This is a genomic window from Phenylobacterium sp. (genome assembly GCF_016793225.1).
In the GTDB taxonomy this organism is placed as follows: domain Bacteria; phylum Pseudomonadota; class Alphaproteobacteria; order Caulobacterales; family Caulobacteraceae; genus Phenylobacterium.
Window position 1 is genome coordinate 33,384 of the sequence record NZ_JAEUMN010000103.1, and the last position, 20,504, is coordinate 53,887.

The 20,504-nt window shown below is 72.0% G+C and carries 17 protein-coding genes; 15 read left to right on the forward strand and 2 right to left on the reverse strand.

Going from position 1 to position 20,504, the window contains the following annotated elements; all coding sequences use genetic code 11:
- Positions 1–86: 86 nt before the first annotated feature.
- The 6 genes from JNK30_RS12125 (at position 87) to lpxK (ending at position 6,715) form a co-directional block, all read left to right on the forward strand.
- Positions 87–689, forward strand: coding sequence for a hypothetical protein (locus JNK30_RS12125; protein ID WP_293482498.1), 603 nt, complete (start codon positions 87–89; stop codon positions 687–689).
- Between the two features lie 242 nt (positions 690–931).
- Positions 932–2,707 (forward strand): ABC transporter ATP-binding protein, encoded by a 1,776-nt coding sequence (locus JNK30_RS12130; protein ID WP_293482499.1) that lies wholly within the window; start codon positions 932–934, stop codon positions 2,705–2,707.
- The gene (locus JNK30_RS12135) at positions 2,704–3,405 is read left to right on the forward strand and encodes a DUF374 domain-containing protein (protein ID WP_293482500.1); all 702 of its coding nucleotides are present in this window, start codon (positions 2,704–2,706) and stop codon (positions 3,403–3,405) included. Before JNK30_RS12130 ends, JNK30_RS12135 begins: the two co-directional genes overlap by 4 nt.
- A gap of 54 nt (positions 3,406–3,459) precedes the next feature.
- Positions 3,460–4,473 (forward strand): cation diffusion facilitator family transporter, encoded by a 1,014-nt coding sequence (locus JNK30_RS12140; RefSeq protein ID WP_293482501.1) that lies wholly within the window; start codon positions 3,460–3,462, stop codon positions 4,471–4,473.
- Positions 4,470–5,723: a glycosyltransferase N-terminal domain-containing protein gene (locus JNK30_RS12145; protein WP_293482502.1), complete on the forward strand. Its 1,254-nt coding sequence runs from the start codon at positions 4,470–4,472 to the stop codon at positions 5,721–5,723. Before JNK30_RS12140 ends, JNK30_RS12145 begins: the two co-directional genes overlap by 4 nt.
- On the forward strand, positions 5,720–6,715 hold the full coding sequence (lpxK, locus tag JNK30_RS12150) for a tetraacyldisaccharide 4'-kinase (RefSeq protein WP_293482503.1): 996 nt from the start codon (positions 5,720–5,722) through the stop codon (positions 6,713–6,715). The genes JNK30_RS12145 and lpxK overlap by 4 nt, the downstream gene beginning before the upstream one ends.
- A gap of 31 nt (positions 6,716–6,746) precedes the next feature.
- Here the strand turns inward: lpxK and JNK30_RS12155 are convergent, their stop codons facing one another.
- Positions 6,747–7,823 (reverse strand): phosphotransferase family protein, encoded by a 1,077-nt coding sequence (locus tag JNK30_RS12155; RefSeq protein WP_293482504.1) that lies wholly within the window; start codon positions 7,821–7,823, stop codon positions 6,747–6,749.
- Positions 7,824–7,923: 100 nt separating this feature from the next.
- Between JNK30_RS12155 and JNK30_RS12160 the strand changes: the two genes are divergently transcribed.
- Positions 7,924–8,358 (forward strand): SRPBCC domain-containing protein, encoded by a 435-nt coding sequence (locus tag JNK30_RS12160; protein WP_293482513.1) that lies wholly within the window; start codon positions 7,924–7,926, stop codon positions 8,356–8,358.
- 26 nt (positions 8,359–8,384) lie between these two features.
- Here the strand turns inward: JNK30_RS12160 and purD are convergent, their stop codons facing one another.
- Entirely contained in the window at positions 8,385–9,653 is a 1,269-nt protein-coding gene (gene purD / locus JNK30_RS12165) for a phosphoribosylamine--glycine ligase (protein ID WP_293482505.1), read from the reverse strand.
- A gap of 243 nt (positions 9,654–9,896) precedes the next feature.
- On the opposite strand from purD, the gene JNK30_RS12170 reads away from it, so the two are divergent.
- The 8 genes from JNK30_RS12170 to JNK30_RS12205 all read left to right on the forward strand — a co-directional run.
- The gene (locus JNK30_RS12170) at positions 9,897–13,331 is read left to right on the forward strand and encodes a response regulator (RefSeq protein WP_293482506.1); all 3,435 of its coding nucleotides are present in this window, start codon (positions 9,897–9,899) and stop codon (positions 13,329–13,331) included.
- On the forward strand, positions 13,328–14,167 hold the full coding sequence (locus JNK30_RS12175) for a CheR family methyltransferase (RefSeq protein ID WP_293482507.1): 840 nt from the start codon (positions 13,328–13,330) through the stop codon (positions 14,165–14,167). The genes JNK30_RS12170 and JNK30_RS12175 overlap by 4 nt, the downstream gene beginning before the upstream one ends.
- The gene (locus JNK30_RS12180) at positions 14,164–14,739 is read left to right on the forward strand and encodes a chemotaxis protein CheB (RefSeq protein ID WP_293482508.1); all 576 of its coding nucleotides are present in this window, start codon (positions 14,164–14,166) and stop codon (positions 14,737–14,739) included. Before JNK30_RS12175 ends, JNK30_RS12180 begins: the two co-directional genes overlap by 4 nt.
- The gene (locus JNK30_RS12185) at positions 14,736–15,878 is read left to right on the forward strand and encodes a hybrid sensor histidine kinase/response regulator (protein WP_293482509.1); all 1,143 of its coding nucleotides are present in this window, start codon (positions 14,736–14,738) and stop codon (positions 15,876–15,878) included. The genes JNK30_RS12180 and JNK30_RS12185 overlap by 4 nt, the downstream gene beginning before the upstream one ends.
- Before the next feature lie 260 nt (positions 15,879–16,138).
- Positions 16,139–16,789, forward strand: a complete 651-nt coding sequence (locus JNK30_RS12190) for a sensor histidine kinase (protein WP_293482510.1) — start codon at positions 16,139–16,141, stop codon at positions 16,787–16,789.
- Positions 16,790–16,796: 7 nt separating this feature from the next.
- Complete coding sequence (locus JNK30_RS12195) at positions 16,797–17,072, forward strand: SemiSWEET family sugar transporter (RefSeq protein WP_293482514.1); 276 nt, start codon at positions 16,797–16,799, stop codon at positions 17,070–17,072.
- An 89-nt stretch (positions 17,073–17,161) separates the two neighbouring features.
- Positions 17,162–19,447, forward strand: a complete 2,286-nt coding sequence (locus JNK30_RS12200; protein ID WP_293482511.1) for a tetratricopeptide repeat protein — start codon at positions 17,162–17,164, stop codon at positions 19,445–19,447.
- 4 nt (positions 19,448–19,451) lie between these two features.
- Positions 19,452–20,504: tetratricopeptide repeat protein (locus JNK30_RS12205; RefSeq protein ID WP_293482512.1), on the forward strand; the 1,053-nt coding region annotated here is incomplete at its 3' end.

The window sequence follows — 20,504 nt, forward strand, 5'->3', positions numbered from 1 at the left end:
CGCTAGGTAGGCGAGAATCCGGTCCGCAGCCAGCCGGGCCCCCGAGGGGTTGACGGCGCCGCTTGAGATGTTCTACTTTTGTTCCGATGTCGCAGGACGCCGCCCGCACCGATCGTGAGCTCCGCATGGTGGAGGCGATGGTCGACTGCGCCTTCGAGCTGGGGCGGCGGGTCGGCGAGGCGGCGAAGACCGAGGCCAACCGAAGCCGAAGCCTGCAGCTCTACGATGTCTTCCACCGCAGCTTCCAGGCCGTGCGCCTGGGCATCCGCCTGTGCCTGGCCCTGCGCGCCGGCCGCATGGCCCCTCTCCGCCCTGCCCCCGTCCAGGCGATCGACGCCGGCCGCGAGCGCGAGGACGAGATCCAGGTCGAGCGGCCCGAGCGCGGCGACCCCGTCGAGCGCGAGCGCGAACGGGACTACGAGGCGGTGAGCCTGCCGAAGTTCCTCTCGACGCTCGGCCTGGTGGCCCGCGAGACCGCCCGCGCCGACGGCGTTCCGGCCGATGTCCGCACGCGGAACCTGCCGGCCCTCGAAGCCCTCCTCGCGAAGGCCGGCGCGGCGCAGCCGCAGCCGGCGGCCCCGGCCGCGACGGTCCTGGACCGCGCCCCGCCCGCGGCGCCGCGCGCGCGATCCGCGCTCCTCGGCTCCACGGCGCCCGGCCTGCGCCTCAAACCCCCCTGGCCCAGCTGACCCCTTCCCTTCCCGCCCTGCGGGAAGGGGGGACCGCTCGCCGCAGAGCGAGCGGCGGGGCGGGCCAACCGCCGCACCGCGAAGACGTCGCCGCAGACCGCCTGACCGTGGCCGCCCACGGGTCGCGGGCGCACGCCCGTGCGTGTGCGCGCGTGTTCGTTCGTGATCGAGACCGATCCCGGCTCAAGGGCCGTCGCGCGGCCCGGCTTGACACTGTGGGCGCAACGTCCGACCCCAGGCCCATGAGCGTCCCCGCCCCGCCGGAGCTTGGCGCCCGCGCCCTCGTGGCGCGGGTGGCGCGAAGCTATATGGCGCCGCGCTGGCGCGGCTGGACCGTGGCCATGCTGGCCGCCGTGGTGGTGGCCTACTGCTCGGCCGAGCTGGTGCGGATCATCGAGCCCGCCACCAACGACCTCCTGGTGTTCCACAAGCCGGGGGCGCTGCTTTGGATCCCGCTCACCATCGCGGCCCTCGCCTTCGCCCGGACGGTCGCCCAGATCGTCCAGGCCACCCTGGTGAACCACATCGGCAACGCCGTGGTGGGCGACGTCCAGGTGCAGCTCTTCGGCCGCCTTGTCCGTGCCGACCTCGCCCACCTGCGCAGCCGCCACACCGGCAGCTTCGTCGCCTCGGTGCTCTATGACGCCGGCCTGATCCGCGAGGCCGCCACCGCCGGAGTGGTGAACTACACCCAGAACCTGCTGATCTTCGTGGGCGCCGTGGTGGTGATGGTCGCCAACGACTGGTTCCTGTCGCTGCTCCTGATCGGGGTCGCGCCCCTGGCCGGGGCGATCATGCGGCGGTTCTCCCGGCGCACGACCAAGGCCGCGAAGGGCGCCATGGCCGAGACCTCCAACCTCTCCTCGGCGATCATGGAGAGCCTCGACGGCGTCCGGGTCGTGAAGATCGAGAACCGCGAGGCGCACGAGGAGGCCCGCGTGGCCGAGGTGGTCGCGCGGCGCCAGCGCCACCTCACCAAGGGCGCCAACGCCCGCGCCCGGGCCGCGCCGGCCACCGAGCTCCTGATGACGCTGGTGGTGGCCGCCGTGTTCGCCTACGCCGGCTGGCGCTCCACCGTGGGCGAGATGAACGCCGGCGCCTTCTTCTCGTTCGTGGCCGCCCTCACCATGGCCAGCCAGGCGCTGCGTCAGCTCGCCAACCTGCAGACGGTCTTCGCCGAAGGGATGGCCGCGGCGCGCCGGCTCTTCGCAGCTCTGGACGTGGAGCCCGAGGTGCGCGAGCGGCCGGGCGCCCAGCCGGTCACCCGCGCGGACGGCCACCTGCGCCTCGAGAACGTGGCCTTCTCGTACGGCGGCGACGGCCCGCCGGCGCTGGACGGCGTCGACCTGGAGGCCCGCCGGGGCGAGACGGTGGCGCTGGTGGGCCCCTCGGGCGGCGGCAAGAGCACCATCCTGAACCTGATCCCTCGCTTCTACGACGTGAGCGCGGGGCGCGTGACCCTGGACGGCGTCGACGTCCGCGACGTGGCGCTGGCCTCGCTGCGCGACCAGATCGCCCTCGTGACCCAGGAGCCGTTCCTGTTCGACGACACCGTCCGCGCCAACATCGCCTATGCGCGCCCGCAGGCCGCGGCGGCCGAGATCGAGGCGGCGGCGCGGGCCGCGGCGGCGCACGAGTTCATCTGCGACCTGCCGGACGGCTACGACACGCTCGTGGGCGAGGCGGGGGCCCGGCTCTCGGGCGGCCAGCGGCAACGGATCGCCATCGCCCGGGCGTTCCTCAAGGACGCGCCGATCCTGCTGCTCGACGAGGCCACCAGCGCCCTGGACACCGAGAGCGAGGCCCAGGTGCAGGCGGCGCTGAAGCGGCTCATGGCCGGCCGGACCACGATCCTGATCGCCCACCGCCTCTCCACCGTGCGCGGCGCCGACCGCATCTACGTGGTCGACCGTGGGCGCGTGGTCGAAACCGGCGATCACGCGACGCTCGTGAAGAAGCGCGGACTCTACGCCCGGCTCGCCAGAAGCCAGGACCTGGAGGCGGAGCCCGCCGCGTGAAGGCGCTGCTGCGAAACGGTTCGGTCCAGGCCTTCCTGGGCTGGGTGCTGGGCAGCTACCTGCGGCTGGTGCTGCGCACCGTCCGCTGGCGGCACGAGAACCTGGCCTGCGTCGAGCCGGTGCTCGCCGACGACACGCGCGGCGCCATCGCCCTCTTCTGGCACGGCCGCATCCCGCTGTGCCTCGCCACCGCGCCGCAGTGGTGGCGCAAGCGCACCAAGTGCCTGATCTCGCCCAGCGCGGACGGCGAGTTCGTGGCCCGCGCGCTGGACATGTCCGGCTTCCCCGCCATCCGGGTCTCGTCGGCCAAGCCCGGCGACACCGCCAAGATGCGCCAGGCCGTCGCCGCCATCCGCGAGGCGACGAACTGGGTGGCGGGCGGGGGCGCGCTGGTCGTCACGCCGGACGGTCCACGCGGGCCGAACGAGGTGATCGCGCCCGGCGCCCTGCAGATCGCCCGGCGGTCCGGGCAGCCGGTGTTCCTGATGGGAATCGCCGCCGCGCCGTCGGCCCAGATGCAGGGCACGTGGGACAAGGTGATGTGGGCGGCGCCCTTCGGGCGGGGCGCCGTGGTCTGGGACGGCCCGCTGCACGTGCCCGCCGATGCGGACGAGGCCGCCATCGCCGCCCTGATCACGGAATGGTCAGGCCGCCTCTCGGAAGCCACCCGCCGCGCCGAAGCGCTGGTCGGGCGCTGAGCGTTACTTGGTAGCGGATTGATCGCTTCGGCGGGCGGTGAGACATAGGCCCCGATGGCGCACGCCCACCCGCATCCCGCGCGCGACGGCCACGAGCATGGGCATGAGCACGCTCACGACCATGGCCACGCCCACGGTCACGACCACGGCCACGGCGGCGGACATGCCCACGGCCACCACCACCACCATCACGCCCCGAAGGACATGGGCTGGGCCTTCGGGATCGGCGTCGTGCTCAACACCGCGTTCGTGGCGGTCGAGGCGGGCCTGGGGTTCTGGACAGGCTCCATGTCGCTGCTCGCCGACGCGGGCCACAACCTGTCCGACGTCCTCGCCCTGATCCTGGCCTGGGGCGCCGCCGTCCTGGCCCGCCGGGCGCCCGCCGGACGGCGCACCTACGGCCTGCGCAAGGCCACCATCCTGGCCTCCCTGACCAACGCGGTGCTGCTGCTCATGGCCGTGGGCGCCATCGCCTCGGAGTCCATCCACCGCCTGCTGCAGCCGGCGCCGGTCGAGACGGGGCTGGTCATGCTGGCCGCGAGCTTCGGGGTCCTGGTCAACGGCGCCACCGCCCTCCTCTTCATGCGCGGCAGTCACAGCGACCTGAACGTCCGCGGCGCCTTCCTGCACATGGCGGCCGACGCGGGCGTCTCGCTGACGGTCGTCGTCGGCGCCTTCGTGATGAGCCGCACGGGGCTGGCGTGGATCGATCCGGCCCTGGGCCTCGTGATCGCCGGCGTCATCATGCTCGGGACCTGGAGCCTGCTTCGCGACTCCGCCGACCTCGCCCTGGACGCGGCGCCGCGGGCGATCGACGTGGACGAGGTGCGCGCCTGGCTCAGCCGCCAGCCGGGCGTCGAGGGGGTCCATGACCTGCACGTCTGGGCGCTCTCCACCACCGAGACGGCGATGACCGCGCACATCCTCCGTCCCCGCAGCGTGGACGACGGCGACAGCTTCCTGCGTTCGACCCGCGAGGGTCTCTCGCACCGCTTCGCGATCGGCCACGTGACCCTGCAGGTGGAGACCGAGGGCGGCTGCGGCCTCGGCTGCGCGAAGGTGGCGTGACCCCGACCCTCCCCCTGGCGCTGTACGGCGCGGCCACCCGCCTGCTGGAGCCCCTGGCGCCCGGGGTCCTGCGCGGTCGCGCCCGCCGCGGCAAGGAGGACGCCGCGCGGCTGGGCGAGCGCCTCGGCCGCCCCACGGTCCCGCGCCCAGACGGTCCCCTCGTCTGGCTGCACGGCGTGAGCGTCGGCGAGACCACGTCACTGCTGCCCCTGATCGCGGCGCTCCGCGCCCGCCGGCCGGAGCTGGCCCTGCTCGTGACGTCCGGAACCGCGACGGCCGCCGCGCTGCTGGCCCGCCGGCTGCCCGCGGAGGTGATCCACCAGTTCGCGCCGGTGGACGCGCCGGGCGCCGTCCGCCGGTTCCTCGGCCACTGGCGTCCCGACGCCGGGGTCCTGGTGGAGAGCGAGCTCTGGCCCAACCTGATCCTCGGCGCGCGCGCCCGCGGCGTGCGCCTGGCGCTGGTGTCCGCGCGGATGACCGAGGCCAGCGCCCGGCGCTGGGCCCAGTGGCCGGCGTCGGCGCGGACCGTCGTGCGGGCCTTCGACCTCGTGCTGCCGCAGGACGAGGCGACCGGCGCGCGGCTGTCGGCGCTGGGCGCCAGCCCCGGTCCGCGGCTGAACCTGAAGCTGGTCGGCGACCCGCTGCCCGCCGACGCCGCCGAGCTGGAGCGGCTGCGCAAGGCCGTGGGCGGCCATCGCGTGGTCCTCGCCGCCAGCACCCACCCCGGCGAGGAGGACCTCATCGCCCGCGCCTTCCACCAGGCGGCGCCCGATCTCGGCGAGGCGCTGCTGGTCGTGGCCCCCCGGCATCCCGAGCGTGGTCCCGCGCTCGCCGAGCAGCTCGCCGCCACCCGCCGCGGCGCCGGCGAGCTGCCGACGGGGGGCGTCCACGTGGCCGACACCCTTGGCGAGCTCGGGCTCTTCTTCCGGCTGGCCGACATCGTGGTGATGGGCGGCGGCTTCGCCCCGGGCGTCGGCGGCCACAACCCCCTGGAGCCCGCCCGCATCGGACGCCCTATCCTGACCGGGCCTCACGTGTTCAACGCGGCCGAAGCCTATGCCGGCCTCTTCGCCGAGGGCGCGGCGATCGCGGCGGCCGACGCCGACGCCCTGGCGCGCCACCTGCGCGGCCTGCTGGATCATCCCCGCATCGCGCGGCGGATGGGAGAGGCCGCCTTCGCCTACGCCGATCGCCAGGGCGCGGCCCTGGACGAAGCCTACCGCCTCCTCCAGCCGCTCCTGCCCGCATGAAGCTCACCACGCCCCGCTGGTGGTACGAGCGACGCCCGCGGACGGCGCCGCTGCTGCGAGCGCTGCTCACGCCCGTCTCGTGGATCTGGGCCTGGGCGACGGCGCGGCGCATCGCGCGCGGCCGTCCCGTCGATCCCGGCGTCCCGGTGGTCTGCGTGGGCAACCTCACGGTGGGCGGCGCCGGCAAAACCCCGATCGCGCGCGAGATCGCCCGCCGCCTCGGCGCCGCCGTCCTGACGCGCGGCTACGGCGGATCGCTGGCCGGACCCGTGCGCGTGGACCCGGAACGCCACGGCGCCGCCGAGGTGGGGGACGAGCCGCTGATGCTCGCGAACGACCTCCCGGTCTGGGTCGCCCGCGACCGCGCGGCCGGAGCGGTCGCGGCGGCTCAGGCGGGCGCTGCGGTCCTGGTCATGGACGACGGCCATCAGAACCCCGCGGTCCTGAAGTCACTCAGCCTCGTCGTCGTCGACGCCGAGACGCGCGGCGAGGAGTGGCCCTTCGGCGATGGCCGGGTCTTCCCCGCGGGCCCCATGCGCGAGCCGCTCGCCGCCGGGCTCGCCCGCGCAGACGCCGTCATCGTCCTGCTGCCGGTCGGCCTGGATGCGCCCGACCCCGCGCTCCTGGCCCAGCTCGGCGACCAAACCGTCCTGACGGCGCGGCTGGCGCCGGCCGCGCCGCCGCCCCCGGGCCCGCAACTGGGCTTCGCCGGCGTGGCCAAACCCTGGAAGGTCGAGCGCGCCTTGGCCGACGCGGGCTGCCGCCTGGCCGACTTCGCGCCGTTCCCCGACCACCACGTCTTCCGCGAGTCCGAGCTGGCCTGGCTGGCGCGCCGGGCCGAGCGGCTGGGCGCGGGGCTCGTCACCACCGAGAAGGACTGGGCGCGCCTGCCGCCCGCCTGGCGGACGCGCGTCGCCGCCTGGCCCGTCAAGGCGGTGTTCGACGACGAGGCGGCGCTGGCCGCCCTCCTCGACCGCGTACGCGCCCGCTAGCGCCGCACCCGTTCGGCCGGAAGCGTCTCGCTCAGCGCGCGCCGGCCAGTTCGGCGAACTTCCAGCTCGTCTCGGCGAGGCCCAGCACCCGGTCGGCCTGCTGCGCGGCATGCGGGCTGTTGGCCGTGCCGTCGCGCACCCGGCCCACGATCCCCTGCAGGATGCCGGCGAGGCGGAAGGCGTTGTAGCTGAAGTACCAGTTGAGGTCCGGCAGGCCGCTGCGCCCGGTGAGGCCGCAGTAGTACTCCACGGCCTCCTCGCGCGTCGGGATGCCGTGCGCCTTCAGGTCCGGGATCTGCGAGATCCCGCCGTTGACCCAGTTCATCAGCAGGTAGGTGAAGTCCGCGAGCGGCTCGCCGAGGGTCCCCAGTTCCCAATCCAGCACCGCGGCCACGCGGTTCTCGGTCGGGTGGAAGATCATGTTGTCGAGGCGGTAGTCGCCATGGACGATGGACGTGCGCTCCTGCTCGGGCGCCGTCTTCGGCAGCCATTCGATCAGGCGCTCCATCGCCGGGATATGGACCGTCTCGGACGCCTTGTACTGCTTGGTCCAGCGGTCGACCTGGCGGGCCATGTAGTTGCCGGGTCGGCCGTAGTCCTCCAGGCCCACCTTCACGTAGTCGGTGTTGTGCAGGTCGGCGAGGGTCTTGATCTTGGCCAGCACGATCTCGCGGCGCTCGGCCGGCGAGTAGGCGGGCAGCGACTGGTCCCAGAGGATCCGACCCTCCACCATGTCCATCACGTAGAACATGGTCCCCACGACGCTCTCGTCGGTGCAGAGGCCGAACGGGCGTGCGACCGGGAAGCCGGTGGGATAGAGCGCCGAGATCACCTTGAACTCGCGGTCCACCGCGTGCGCCGACGGCAGCAGCTTGCCCGGCGGCTTGCGCCGCATGACGTACTTCCGGTTCGGCGTGACCAGCTGGTAGGTCGGGTTCGACTGGCCGCCCTTGAACTGGCGCACCTCGAGCGGGCCCTGGTAGCCCTCGACGTTGGCTTCCATCCAGCGCGCCAGCGAGGCTTCGTCGAACCGGTGGGTCTCGGCGACCTCTTTCGTGCCGGTGTTGAGCTGCTCGCGCTCCTGCTCGGCGGTCAGGGCTTCGGCCATGGTCTCTCCCCAGCTCGTACGCTTGTTTGGACGTCTTTTAGCCGGGTGCGCCGAGGGGGCAAGGCTTGACGCCCCGGCACGGCGGCCGCACGTGCCCGGCATGGTCGAGGACGTCACGTCGATGATCGAGGTCGCCGCCCCGCGGGAACGCGTGTGGCAGGCCCTGAGCGACCCTGACCAGGTGAGCCGCTGGATGGGCTGCCTCGGATTTCGCGGCGAGGCCGGGCACGTGTTCTACCTGCAGCCCGACCGCGCGCGGCGCGCGGCCGGCGACGTCGCGGGCGCGATCGCCTGCCGCATCGAGGTGCTGGACCGCCCCCGGCGGCTTTCGTTCAGCTGGGGTTTCCCCGACGTGCCGGACACCTTCGTCGACATCCGCCTGCGGGAGATTCCGGGAGGCACGCACGTGCGCCTCGTCCATTCCGGCTGGGACCAGTTCGACGACCGCGAGACCGAGGACGTCCGCGGCGGGCTGGGTCACGCCTGGCACGCCGTGGCGCTGCCGGCGCTCAAGGCGGTGGCGGAGGGGGGCTGAGGCCCCGCCCCCAGGATCACCCAGGATCAGCGCAGGGCGCGCCAGCCGATGTCGCGGCGGCAGAAGCCGTCGGGGAAGTCGATGGCGTCCACGGCCGCATAGGCCTTGTCGCGGGCCTCGCGAAGCGTGGGGCCGACGGCGCAGACGTTCAGGACGCGGCCGCCCGCCGCGCGCAGGACGCCCCCGGCGTCGCGCTTCGTGCCGGCATGCAGCACCACCACGTCGGGCCCGAAGTCGGCGTCCGCGCCGCGGATCTCGCCGCCGGCCGAGGGCTTGTCGGGATAGCCCTTGGCCGCCACGACGACGCAGACGGCGCTCTCGTCCCGCCACTTCGGCGGCGCCATCTCGGCCAGCCGCCCCTGCGCGCAGGCGACGAGGTACGGCACGAGGTCGCTCTCAAGCCGCAGCATGAGCACCTGGCACTCCGGATCCCCGAAGCGGACATTGAACTCCACCAGCTTCGGCCCCGCGGCCGTCGCCATCAGCTCCACGAAGAGCGCGCCCCGGTACGGCGCCCCGTCCGCCGCGATGCCCGCGAACGCCGGCTCCACGAGCCGCGTGCGCACCTGCTCGACCAGCTCAGGCGTGAAGACCGGCGCGGGCGAATAGGTCCCCATGCCGCCGGTGTTCGGGCCCTGCTCGCCGTCGAAGGCGCGCTTGTGGTCCTGTGCCCAGCCGAAGACCATGGAGTCCTTGCCGTCGCACAGGGCGAAGAGGGAGCCGATCTCGCCCTCCAGGAACTCCTCCAGCACCACGCGCGCCCCGGCCGCGCCGAAGCGGCCGCCGAACGCGTCGTCGATGGCGGCCTCCGCCTCCGCCCGGGTCGGCGCGATGACCACGCCCTTGCCGGCGGCCAGGCCGTCGGCCTTCACCACATAGGGCGGCTCGAACCGATCGAGGGCGCGCCGCGCCGCCTCCGCGCTCTCGCACACGGCATAGGCCGAGGTGGGCAGGCCGTAGCGGTCGCAGAAGGCCTTGGTGAAGGCCTTGGAGCTCTCCAGCTGGCCCGCCTGCGCCGTCGGGCCGAAGCAGGGGAATCCCGCTGCGGTCACCGCGTCGGCAAGCCCGGCGGCGACCGCCGACTCCGGCCCGATCACCACGAGATCGGCGGCGATCTCGCGGGCGAGCTCCACGAGCGCGGGCACGTCGGTGGCGGGCACGTCCCGCAACTCCGCCTGGGCGGCCATGCCGGGGTTCCCGGGCGCCGCCACCAGGCGTGTCACCAGGGGAGAGGCGGCGATCTTCCAGGCCAGCGCATGCTCGCGCCCACCGGAGCCCACGAGGAGGATGTTCATGGCAGGCGGCTTTGGCGTGGGAGGACCGGGCGGTCAAGGCGTCTGCGGCGTGCGGCGGGATGCGGAACCAAACGCCAAGCTGCGCCGTTACGGCGCTTGGGGGGAGTGCTGGTCGGCGATCGACGGGTCCATCTCCTCAGACGGGCTGCTGCGGACCGAACCCGCCGCCGGCAGTCCGGGCCCGAACTCAGTACCTGCGGCCGCTGACCGCCAGCGGTCGCGCGCCGCCGTTCCAGGATGTCCATGTCCGCTTCCCGCGTCCGCATCACTTCGTCGTTCGAATCACGGGTGGACGTCTGGACGACCCTTGGCCTTGTCGCCGTGCTGCTGTTCTTCCTGATCAGCGGCTCGGTCTCGTACCTGAACGTCGCGGAACTCCAGGCGAACAATGCGCGCATCCGGCAGTCGCATCGCGTCATCGTGGCGGTGGACAACCTGCGGTCCCTGATCCAGGACGCCGAGACCGGTCAGCGCGGATATCTGCTGACCGGCGATCCCCGGTACCTCGAGCCCTACCGGCTCGCCGTCACGAACGCGGCGGCCGCGCAGGATGAAGTGGCGGCGCTGACGCGCATCAGCCCGGTGCAGCAGCTCAACGCGATCCAGTTGCGGCGAAGCATCGACGCCAAGCTCGCGGAGCTGAAATCGACCATCCTGCTCCGGGAGACCGAAGGTCCGGAGGCCGCCCTGGCCGTCGTGCGCGGAGACCAGGGTCGCGCGGAGATGGACGCCATCCGCGCCCGCCTCGCCGCCATGCGGCAGGAGGAGCAACGGGTCCGCGAACTGCTCATCGCGGAGATGCACCAGGCGCAGCAGGCGGCCGTCCTCAGCATCGCGCTCTCCGGTCTTCTGGGCGCGGCGCTGACCGTCCTGGTGTTCACCCTCATCCGCCGCGACGCCCGCGCCCGCGCCCGCCAGGCCTGGCTGCAGTCGGGGCAGGTCGAGCTGGCGGACGCCATGATGGGCGACAAATCGATCGAGCAGCTCTCCGACGCCGTGCTGGCCTTCCTTGCCCGCTACGCCGGCTGCCAGGCGGGCGCCTTGTTCAAGGGGCATGGCGGGGACTTCCGGCTCGTGGCGACGTTCGGCGTGCCCGACGGCGCGCCCATTCCCGAGCGTTTCGCGTCCGGCGAGGGCCTGCTCGGCCAGGTGGTCGTCGAGCGCCGGCCGATCGTCGTCCGCGACGTGCCGGACGGCTATCTCACGATCGGTTCGGCGTTCGGCCGCGGCGCCCCGCGCCATCTCCTGATCGCGCCCGCCATGGCCGACGGGGTGGTCAACGCCGTGGTCGAGCTCGGCTTCCTCGAGCCGATCGAGGACCGCGTGCTGGACCTCCTGGCGCAGAGCGCCGCCGCCCTGGGCGTGGCCCTGCGCTCCGCCCGCTACCGGACACAGCTGCAGGAGGCGCTGGAGGAGACGCAGCGGCAGTCCGAGGAGCTGCAGGTTCAGAGCGAGGAGCTCCGCGTCTCCAACGAGGAGCTGGAGGAGCAGGGCCGCGCGCTCAAGGAATCGCAGGTGCGGCTCGAACAGCAGCAGGTGGAGCTGGAGCAGACCAACAGCCAGCTCGAGGAGCAGGCCCAGACGCTCGCCGGCCAGCGCGACGAGCTGGAGCGGACGGCCGCGGCGGTCGAGCAGAAGGCGCGCGAGCTGGAGCAGGCAAGCCAGTACAAGTCGGACTTCCTCGCCAACATGTCGCACGAGCTGCGGACGCCGCTGAACTCGCTGCTCATCCTCTCCAAGCTGCTGGGCGACAATCCGGATGGGAACCTGTCGGAGGACCAGGTCCGCTACGCCCGCACGATCCAGTCTTCCGGCAACGACCTGCTGACCCTCATCAACGACATCCTGGACCTGTCGAAGATCGAAGCCGGACAGCTCCAGATCCAGGCCGAGGATGTTCCGCTGCGGCGTCTGGTGACCGACCTGCGCGGGCTCTTCCAGCCGGTGGCGGACCAGCGTGGCCTGACGTTCGACATCGATCTCGCGGACGACCTTCCCGAGACCGTCGAGACCGATCGCCAGCGCCTGGAGCAGGTCCTGAAGAACCTGCTGTCGAACGCCTTCAAGTTCACCGAGAAGGGGGGCGTGCGGCTCGCCTTCGCGCGCGCCGGCGCGGACCGCCTCGCCGTGGCCGTCAAGGACACCGGCATCGGGATCTCGGCGGAGCAGCAGCAGGCGATCTTTGACGCCTTCCGGCAGGCCGACGGGACGATCAGCCGGAAGTACGGCGGCACGGGCCTGGGGCTATCCATCTCGCGCGAGCTGGCGCGGCTGCTCGGCGGCGCCATCGACCTGAAGAGCGCCCCGGGCAAGGGCAGCACGTTCATGCTGTCGATCCCGTTGGCGTTCGATCCTGCGCGGGTGGCCGCCTGGGAGCCCCCGACGAGCGCGCCGGCGACGCAGACGGCCCCCGCCACCGAGCCGCTGCCGCAGCGCAGACGCCCGGCGCCGGCCCGACGGGTGAAGGACGATCGCGAGGCCCCGATGGACGGCCGCAGGGTGCTGCTGGTCATCGAGGACGATCCGAGCTTCGCCGACATCGTCTGCGACCTCTCCCGTGAACTGGGATTCCGCTGCCTCGTGGCCGACACCGCGGAGGAAGCCCTGGAACTCGCCGCGGAGTTCAAGCCGCACGCCATCGTCCTGGACGTGGGTCTTCCCGACCAGTCCGGCCTCACGGTGCTGGACCAGCTCAAGCGTGACGACGCGACCCGCCACATCCCGATCCACGTCGTCTCGGGCGCCGACCACAGCCAGACCGCGCTGTCCCTGGGCGCTGTGGGCTACCTGATCAAGCCGGTGCAGCGCGAGCAGCTGGCCGAGGTGCTCCAGAACCTCCAGTCGAAGCTGACGCGCACGATGCGGCGGGTCCTCATCGTGGAGGACGACGACGTGCAGCGCGACGCCGTCAGCCGCCTGCTGGCGTCGGGAGACGTGGAGACGGTCGGGGTCGGCACGGCGGCCGAGTGCCTGGAAATGCTCAGGTCCCAGACGTTCGACTGCATGGTGCTCGACCTGTCGCTCCCGGACGCATCGGGCTTCTCCCTGCTCGAGACGCTCAGCCAGGGCGACCACGCCTTCCCGCCCGTGATCGTCTACACGGGCCACGAGCTTTCCGCGGACGACGAGCAGCGGCTGCGGCGCTACTCGAACTCGATCATTATCAAGGGCGCGAAGTCGCCCGAGCGGCTGCTCGACGAGGTCTCCCTGTTCCTGCACCAGGTGGTGGCCGAACTGCCGCCCGAGCAGCAGCGGATGATCCGGAAGGCGCGCAACCGGGACGCCGTGCTCGAGGGCCGGCGCATCCTCATCGTCGAGGACGACGTCCGGAACGTGTACTCGCTCACCAGCGTTCTGGAACCTCGCGGCGCCTCGGTGCAGATCGCCCGCAACGGGCAGGAAGCCATCGATGCGCTCGCGCAGTCCGCCGGGGGCTCCGCGCCGGCGATCGATCTCGTGCTCATGGACGTCATGATGCCGGTGGTGGACGGGCTCGAGGCGACCCGCCGGATCCGCAGCGATCCGAAGTGGGCCGACCTGCCGATCCTCATGCTGACCGCCAAGGCGATGCCGGACGACCAGGAGCGCTGCCTGCAGGCCGGCGCGAACGACTACATGGCCAAGCCGATCGACGTGGACAAGCTGCTGTCGCTCGTGCGCGTCTGGATGCCCCGATGAGCGCGGCGCTGCGGGAGCCGGGCGTCGAGGACCTGGAAATCGACCTGCTCCTGGAGGCGCTGTTCCAGCGCTACCACTATGATTTCCGCAGCTACGCCCGCGCCTCGATCAAGCGCCGCCTGGTCCAGGCCCGCGACCAGCTGGGCTTCACCAGCATCTCGGCGATGCAGGCGGGCCTCCTGCACGACCCCGCCACCCTGGGACGGCTCCTGGGCTACCTTACCGTCCAGGTGAGCGAGATGTTCCGCGACCCGAGCTACTTCCGGGCGCTGCGCGAGAAGGTGCTGCCGCACCTCAGGACCTATCCCTCGCTCAAGGTCTGGGTCGCCGGCTGCAGCCATGGCGAGGAGGTCTACTCGCTGGCCATCCTGTTCCGCGAGGAGGGGCTGGAGGACCGCACCATCTTCTACGCCACCGACATCAATCCCGCCGCTCTGCGCGCCGCCGAGGCCGGCGTCTACCCGCTCGAGCTGGTGAAGAAGTTCACCGCCAACCACCAGAAGTCCGGCGGGCGGTCCTCGCTCTCGGACTACTACACCGCCGACTACGGCCGCGCGATCCTCGACAAGTCGCTGCGCAGCCGGATCGTCTTCTCGGACCACAGCCTGGTGACCGACGCGGTCTTCGGCGAGATGCACCTCATCTCCTGCCGCAACGTGCTGATCTACTTCGACCGGGCCCTGCAGGACCGGGCCATCGGGCTCTTCCACGACTCGCTCGCGCGCAAGGGCTTCCTGGGGCTGGGACTGAAGGAGAGCCTGCGGTTCTCGAGTCACGCCGGCGCCTTCGCGGAGTTCGTGCGCGAGGAGAAGATCTACCAGAGGCGCGACCCATGACGCGCCCCACCCCCGGAGTGGTCGCCATCGGCGGATCGGCCGGCGCCGTCCAGGCGCTTCTGCGCATCCTCCCGACCCTGCCGGCCGACTTCCCGGCGCCGATCCTGATCGTGGTGCACGTGCCGCCGGACCGGGAGAACGCCCTCGTCCCGCTGTTCCAGAACAAGTGCAGGGTGGGCGTGAAGGAAGCCGAGGACAAGGAGGTCGCCCAGCCGGGCGTCGCCTACTTCGCGCCCTCCGACTACCATCTCCTCGTCGAGGCCGACGGCAGCCTGTCGCTGTCGGCGGACGAGCTCGTGAACCTGTCGCGCCCTGCGATCGACGTCCTCTTCGACAGCGTGGCCGACGCCTTCGGGTCCGCGGCCACGGCGATCGTGCTCACGGGCGCGAACCACGACGGCGCGGCCGGGCTGAGCGCCGTCGTCGCCGCCGGCGGACACGCCGTCGTGGAGGATCCGGCGGAGGCCTATGTGGCCGCCATGCCCGAGGCCGCGCTCCGGGCCTGCCCCGGCGCCACGGTGCTGCGGCTGGACGCCATCGCATCGCATCTGTCCAACCTGAGGGCGCCATGACCACCGCGAGCGCGCCCATCCACTTCCTGCTGGTCGACGACCTCCAGGAGAACCTCCTGGCCCTGGAGGGGCTGCTGCAGCGCGACGGCCTGGTCTGCCTGAAGGCGCGCTCGGGCGACGAGGCGCTGGAACTGCTGCTGAGGCACGACGTGGCGCTGGCGCTTCTCGACGTCCAGATGCCGGGCATGGACGGCTTCCAGCTGGCCGAGTTCATGCGCGGCGCCGAGGTCTCGCGTCACGTCCCCATCATCTTCCTGACGGCCGGCACGGCGGATCGTCAGCGCCGGTTCCGCGGCTATGAGGCCGGGGCGGTCGACTTCCTGCAGAAGCCCATCGAGGCGGACGTGCTGCGCAGCAAGGCCAACGTCTTCTTCGACCTGCACCAGCAGCGTCGGCAGATCATCGCGCAGCGCGATGAGCTCGAAGCCCTCGCCGCGGCGCTCCAGACCGCCGACCGGCACAAGAACGAGTTCCTGGCGGTCCTCGGTCACGAGATACGCAATCCCGTGATGGCGCTCAGCGCCGGGCTCCACTTCCTCCGGCGCCGGAAGGACCCTCAGAAGACGGACGAGATCCATGCCCAGATGGAGCGGCAGGTCGCGCACCTGACGCGCCTCGTGGACGACATGCTGGACATCTCGCGGATCGACCAGGGCAAGATCGCGCTCTGCAAGGACACCGTGGCGCTTCAGACGGTCCTGGAGTTCGCGGTCGAGGCCAGCCGGCCGCAAATCGACGCGGCAGGCCACACCTTCACCACGCACATGCCCGCGGCCCCTGTGAACCTGCACGCCGATCCCACGCGGCTTGCCCAGGTGGTCAGCAACCTCCTAAACAACGCGGCGAGATACACCCCGGCCGGTGGGCGGATCGCCCTGAGCGCGCGGGTGGTGGACGGCTTCGCGGAGATCGACGTCTCGGACACCGGCATCGGCATCCCGCCCGAGATGCAGTCGAAGATCTTCGAGCTCTTCGCGCAGGTGAAGAGCCCGACGGAACGGGCCCAGGAGGGGCTCGGCATCGGGCTCGCACTCGGCAAGCAGCTCATGGAGCTGCATGACGGAACCATCTCGCTCACGTCCAGCACGCCGGGGGCGGGCAGCACCTTCCGGATCCGTCTGCCGGTGCTCGGCGCCTGAGCGGAACGACCCGCGGGGACGTGCGTTCAGGTGGGGCGAGTGAGCTCCCCCCCGCTAACCGCAATCGCCGCATCCCCGCCGACCGGCGTGGGACGCGCGCAGAGAGGCCTTCGGCGGCGACGCCGGAGGCCTTTTTCGCATCCCCGCGGGCCTCTCCAAGGCGATATCGCGTTCGGCGACCGGCGGCCTTGAGTCGCAACCCCACGGCGCCGAGGTTGCGATAGTCTGGCGACCACAGCGGCCGAACGACGGGAGACGGGATGGCCAGTCCGAAGATCGACGGGCCCGAGGCTGCGCTCGAGCGACAGGTCGAACGCGCGCGCGAGATCGAGCACCGGGTCAAGAACACGCTGCAGCTCATCTCCTCCATCGTGCTGCTGCAGGGCCGCCGATCGGCCGACGAAGGCGCGAAGGCGGCGCTTCGGGCCGTCCAGCAGCGGGTCGCCGCCGTCAGCGTCGCGCACCGTCATGTGGCCTGGGCCGACGAGCGCGAGGAGGTGGAGCTGGCCGCCCTGGTGCGCGAGATCGTCAGCGACCTGGCGGGCTCGGCCGGCCGCGAAGGCGTGGACATCGATCTCGACCTCGACGCCGTGACCATTCCGGGCCCCCAGGGCGCGTCCGTCGCCCTGCTTGTCAGCGAGACGGTGGGCAACGCCCTGCGCCACGCCTATCCCGACGGCCGCACCGGCCGCGTGCGGGTAGCCCTGCGGCGCACTGCGACCGGGTTCGAGCTATCCGTGGCCGACGATGGCGTCGGCGTCCCGCCGGGCGCGCCGCCGACCGGCTTCGGCCTGACCGTCGCCCAGCTGATGGCGCAGCAGCTCCGCGGACGACTGGTGACCGACGTGGCGCAACCCGGCGTCCGGATTTCCGTTAGCGTTCCCATGGACAGCGACGCCGCACGGGGCTGACGCCGTGATTTCGATCGCCGACGTCGTGGGCACAGGCGCCGCCTTGTGCTCGATGACCAGCTTCGTGCCGCAGATCCTGAAGATCTGGCGCGAGCGCGACGCGACCTCGGTGTCGCTGCGCATGTACGCCGTGACCGTCACGGGATTCGCGCTCTGGATCGCCTACGGGGTCATGACCAACGCCTGGCCGGTCGTGGGCGCGAACACCGTCTGCCTCGGCCTCTCGGCGACGATCCTGGTGCTGAAGTGGCGCTTCTCCCAGCGGGCCGCGCCGGCAGCGTGATCACGGAGAGCCGGCCAGCCGCCACGGCGCGCTAGCCATGGGCGGCGGGTGGCCTTAAGCAGCCGTTTCCTGCGGTTGAAAGGCTCCGGATGACTGATCGGTTGCAAGCGGCGCAGGCGGCCCTGAATGCGGGACGCCGGGACGAGGCGATCGAGCAACTGATCGCAGCCGTGACCGAGGACCCGGCCCGCACGGTTCAGGTCTACCGCGTTCTGGCGGTCCAGCTGTACAACGCCAACCGGTTCGAGGAGGGGGTGCAGTTCGCCGGCCAGGGCGCGCAGCGCCACCCCAAGGACTATGACCTCCTCAACACCTACGGCGTCCTCCTGCGCAAGGCGCGGCGGCAGGCCGAAGCCGTGCCGGTGCTGGACGCCGCGATCCGCCTGCGGCCCAAGGACCCGGCGGCTCAGCAGAACCTCGGGAACGTGCTCCTGGATCTGAAGGAGGGCGCGAGGGCCGAGGCGCTCTTCACGAAGATGGTGCGCGCCGATCCGCGCAATGCCGAGTACCATCGCCAGCTGGGCCGCGCGCTGCTGCAGCAGGGCAAGATCGATCCCGCCGCGACGCGCTTCCGGACCGCGATCAGCCTGAAGAAGGACCTGATCGACGCCTGGCTCGACCTGGTCGGCACCCTGAACGAGGAGTTCCGCACGGCGGAAGCCGAGGAGGTCCTCGACCGCGCGATCGCCGCCAACCCCGGCAACCAGCGGCTCCTGGAAGGCAAGGCCATGGTCCTGCGCCGGTCGGGCCAGATGCGCCGCGCCGAGCAGTTCCTCACCGACCTCCTGCCGGCGAACCCCGACGCAGCGTGGCTGCATTTCCAGATCGGCTCCCTCGTCGCCGACATCGACCGAGCTCGCGCGACCGCGGCGCTGCGGCGCGCCGTCGAACTCGACCCCGACCGGCTCGACTACTCCACGTCGCTCGTCGAGAGCCTCGAACGGACGCGTCACGGGGACGAGGGTGGACACATCGAGGAGGCCTACCAGCTCGCCCTGAAGCTCCTGCATCGCAGGGCCGAGTTCGGAGACGCGGCCAAGAAGATCATGACCGAGGTCTTCGTGCGGGTCGCCGACTTCGACTCCCAGGACCAGGTGGGCGACTTCAAGTCCCTGGGCCGCGGCTGGGCCTCCAGTGGACGCCATACGGCGCTTCTGAAGCAGCTGTCCCGCACCCACACGCACGAGGACCGGCTGGAGCTCGTCGAGCAGCACCGGATCTGGGGCCGCGATGTGGAGAAGGCGGCCGCGCGCCGGCCGATCAAGCGTCCGCCGCCGAGGCCGAAGGGCGGCAAGATCCGCCTTGGCTTCATGTCGTCAGACCTGCGGCAGCACCCGGTCGGATACTTCGCGATGCCGCTGTTCGACCACGTCGACAACGAGCGCTTCGAGGTGTTCGTCTACTCCTACTACCTGGGCCAGGAGGACGCGGCGCAGCGGCATATCGCCGAGCGAATCTCCGCCTATCGCTGGTGGCCCGACATCGGGGTCGGGCAGGCGGCCGAAAAGATCGCCGAGGACCAGCTGGACATCCTGATCGAGCTGGGCGGCTCGACGCACATGAACAAGCTGGAGGTCATGGCCTACCGGCCGGCGCCCATCCAGGCGTCCTGGCTGGGCTATCCGCATTCGGCGGGGCTGGAGAGCATCGACTACTTCATCTGCGACCCGTTCAGCCTTCCCACGGACCCCGCCTACCTCATCGAGAAGCCGCTGGTGATGCCGAAGACATGGCTCGCCCTGGGCGACGCCTTCTTCTCGGACCGCAACGAGATCACCCCCGGCCTGCCCTGCGAGCGGAATGGCTTCGTCACCTTCGGCACCGCCAACAATCCGCACAAGTACAGCCGAGAGGTCGTCCAGGCCTGGGCCCGAGTGGTCGCCGCCGTGCCCGGCTCCAGGTTCGCCTTCGTGAGGCCTGAGGGATCGGGCGCCAGCTTCCGCCGCAACCTGGCCGCCCTGTTCGCGCGGGAGGGGGTCAGCGAGGATCGCCTGGTGTTCCACGCGGTCCGCGGGCGGCACATGCCCTACTACAACGAGATCGACATCACGCTGGACCCCTTCCCGCTGACCGGCGGCACCACCACGACCGAGAGCCTGTGGATGGGCGTGCCGCTGGTGAGCCGCGTGGGCGAGGCCTTCCACGAGCGCCTGAGCTATTCGATCCTGTCCAATGCGGGGCTCGGGGACCTCTGCGTGAAGACGCCCGAGGAATACCAGACGCAGGCGGTGGCGCTGGCGGCGGACCTCGACCGTCGTCGCGAGATCCGGGCCAACATGCGCGAGGCGTTGCGCAAGAGCCCGCTCGGCCAGACCCAGCAGTTCGCCCGCGACTTCTACGACCTGATCCATCGCGCCGTGAGCGAGCACCGGTAGGGGCATGACGGACCGTCTGTCGGCGGCGAGAGCCCTGCTCGCGGCGGGCCGGCGCGACGCGGCGATCGCCGAGCTGGAAGCCGCCGTCGCCGAAGGGCCGCAGGGCATTGCGGTCTGGCGGATGCTGACGGTCCAGCTCTACAACGCCGGCCGCTTCGAAGCGGTCGAAAAGCGCGCGGCCGAGGGGCTCGCCCAGCATCCCGGCGACTACGAGATCAGCAACACGCGCGGCGTCGCGCTGCGGCGGCTGAAGCGCCTGCCCGAGGCCGCCGCCGTGCTCGAAGCCGCCACGGCCATCCAGCCCCGGACCACGGCCGCCTGGCTCAACCTGGGCAACGTGCTGATGGACATGGGCGAGGCCCGGCGCGCCGAGGCGGTCTACGCCGAGCTTGCGCGCCTCGAACCTCAAGCGCCCGCCCACCCCTGGCGCCGCGGGCGGACCCTGTGGCGGCAGCAGCGGTTCGCCGCGGCCGCGGACGCCCTGCGCGAGGCGCTGGCGCTCGACGCGGACCACGTGGACGCCTGGTCGGACCTCGCCGCGGTGCTGCTTGCGGACCAGAAGCCCGCCGAGGCGCTGGCGGCGCTCGAGGACGCCATCCGCCGGCGACCCGCCGAGCGCCGGCTGCTGGAAGAGAAGGCGGTGCTCCTGCGGCGGACCGGCCGGGCCGTCCAGGCGGCGGGCTTCCTCGAGGCGGTCGAGACGATCGACCCCAATGCGGCGTGGATCCGCTACCAGAGGGGCCTGCTGTACGGCGATCGGAACCGCGCGGCCGCCAATGCCGAGCTGGAGGCGGCCCACGCGGGGGCCCCCGGCAACGTCGACTACGCCATGGCGCTGTGCGAGGGGCTGGCGCGCGACCGCTCCGAGACCGAGGGCCAGAGCCTGGACCGCGCCTACCGCCTGGCGCTGGACCTCGCCGCGCAGAAGCCCGAGCCGGGCAACAAGATCCTGAGCGAGGTGCTGGGCCGCGCCTGTGACTTCGAAGCGGTGGAACGCCTGGGCAGTTTCGCAGAGATGGGGCGCAGCTTCGCCGGGAGCGGACGGCACGCGGGTCTC

Coding starts and splice junctions, on each gene's coding strand:
- JNK30_RS12200 (WP_293482511.1), top strand. CDS start 17,162: ATGACTGATCGGTTGCAAGCGGCGCAGGCGGCCCTGAATGCGGGACGC.
- purD (WP_293482505.1), bottom strand. CDS start 9,653: ATGAACATCCTCCTCGTGGGCTCCGGTGGGCGCGAGCATGCGCTGGCC.
- JNK30_RS12155 (WP_293482504.1), bottom strand. CDS start 7,823: ATGGCCGAAGCCCTGACCGCCGAGCAGGAGCGCGAGCAGCTCAACACC.
- JNK30_RS12160 (WP_293482513.1), top strand. CDS start 7,924: ATGGTCGAGGACGTCACGTCGATGATCGAGGTCGCCGCCCCGCGGGAA.
- JNK30_RS12175 (WP_293482507.1), top strand. CDS start 13,328: ATGAGCGCGGCGCTGCGGGAGCCGGGCGTCGAGGACCTGGAAATCGAC.
- lpxK (WP_293482503.1), top strand. CDS start 5,720: ATGAAGCTCACCACGCCCCGCTGGTGGTACGAGCGACGCCCGCGGACG.
- JNK30_RS12130 (WP_293482499.1), top strand. CDS start 932: ATGAGCGTCCCCGCCCCGCCGGAGCTTGGCGCCCGCGCCCTCGTGGCG.
- JNK30_RS12140 (WP_293482501.1), top strand. CDS start 3,460: ATGGCGCACGCCCACCCGCATCCCGCGCGCGACGGCCACGAGCATGGG.
- JNK30_RS12125 (WP_293482498.1), top strand. CDS start 87: ATGTCGCAGGACGCCGCCCGCACCGATCGTGAGCTCCGCATGGTGGAG.
- JNK30_RS12190 (WP_293482510.1), top strand. CDS start 16,139: ATGGCCAGTCCGAAGATCGACGGGCCCGAGGCTGCGCTCGAGCGACAG.
- JNK30_RS12170 (WP_293482506.1), top strand. CDS start 9,897: ATGTCCGCTTCCCGCGTCCGCATCACTTCGTCGTTCGAATCACGGGTG.
- JNK30_RS12180 (WP_293482508.1), top strand. CDS start 14,164: ATGACGCGCCCCACCCCCGGAGTGGTCGCCATCGGCGGATCGGCCGGC.
- JNK30_RS12185 (WP_293482509.1), top strand. CDS start 14,736: ATGACCACCGCGAGCGCGCCCATCCACTTCCTGCTGGTCGACGACCTC.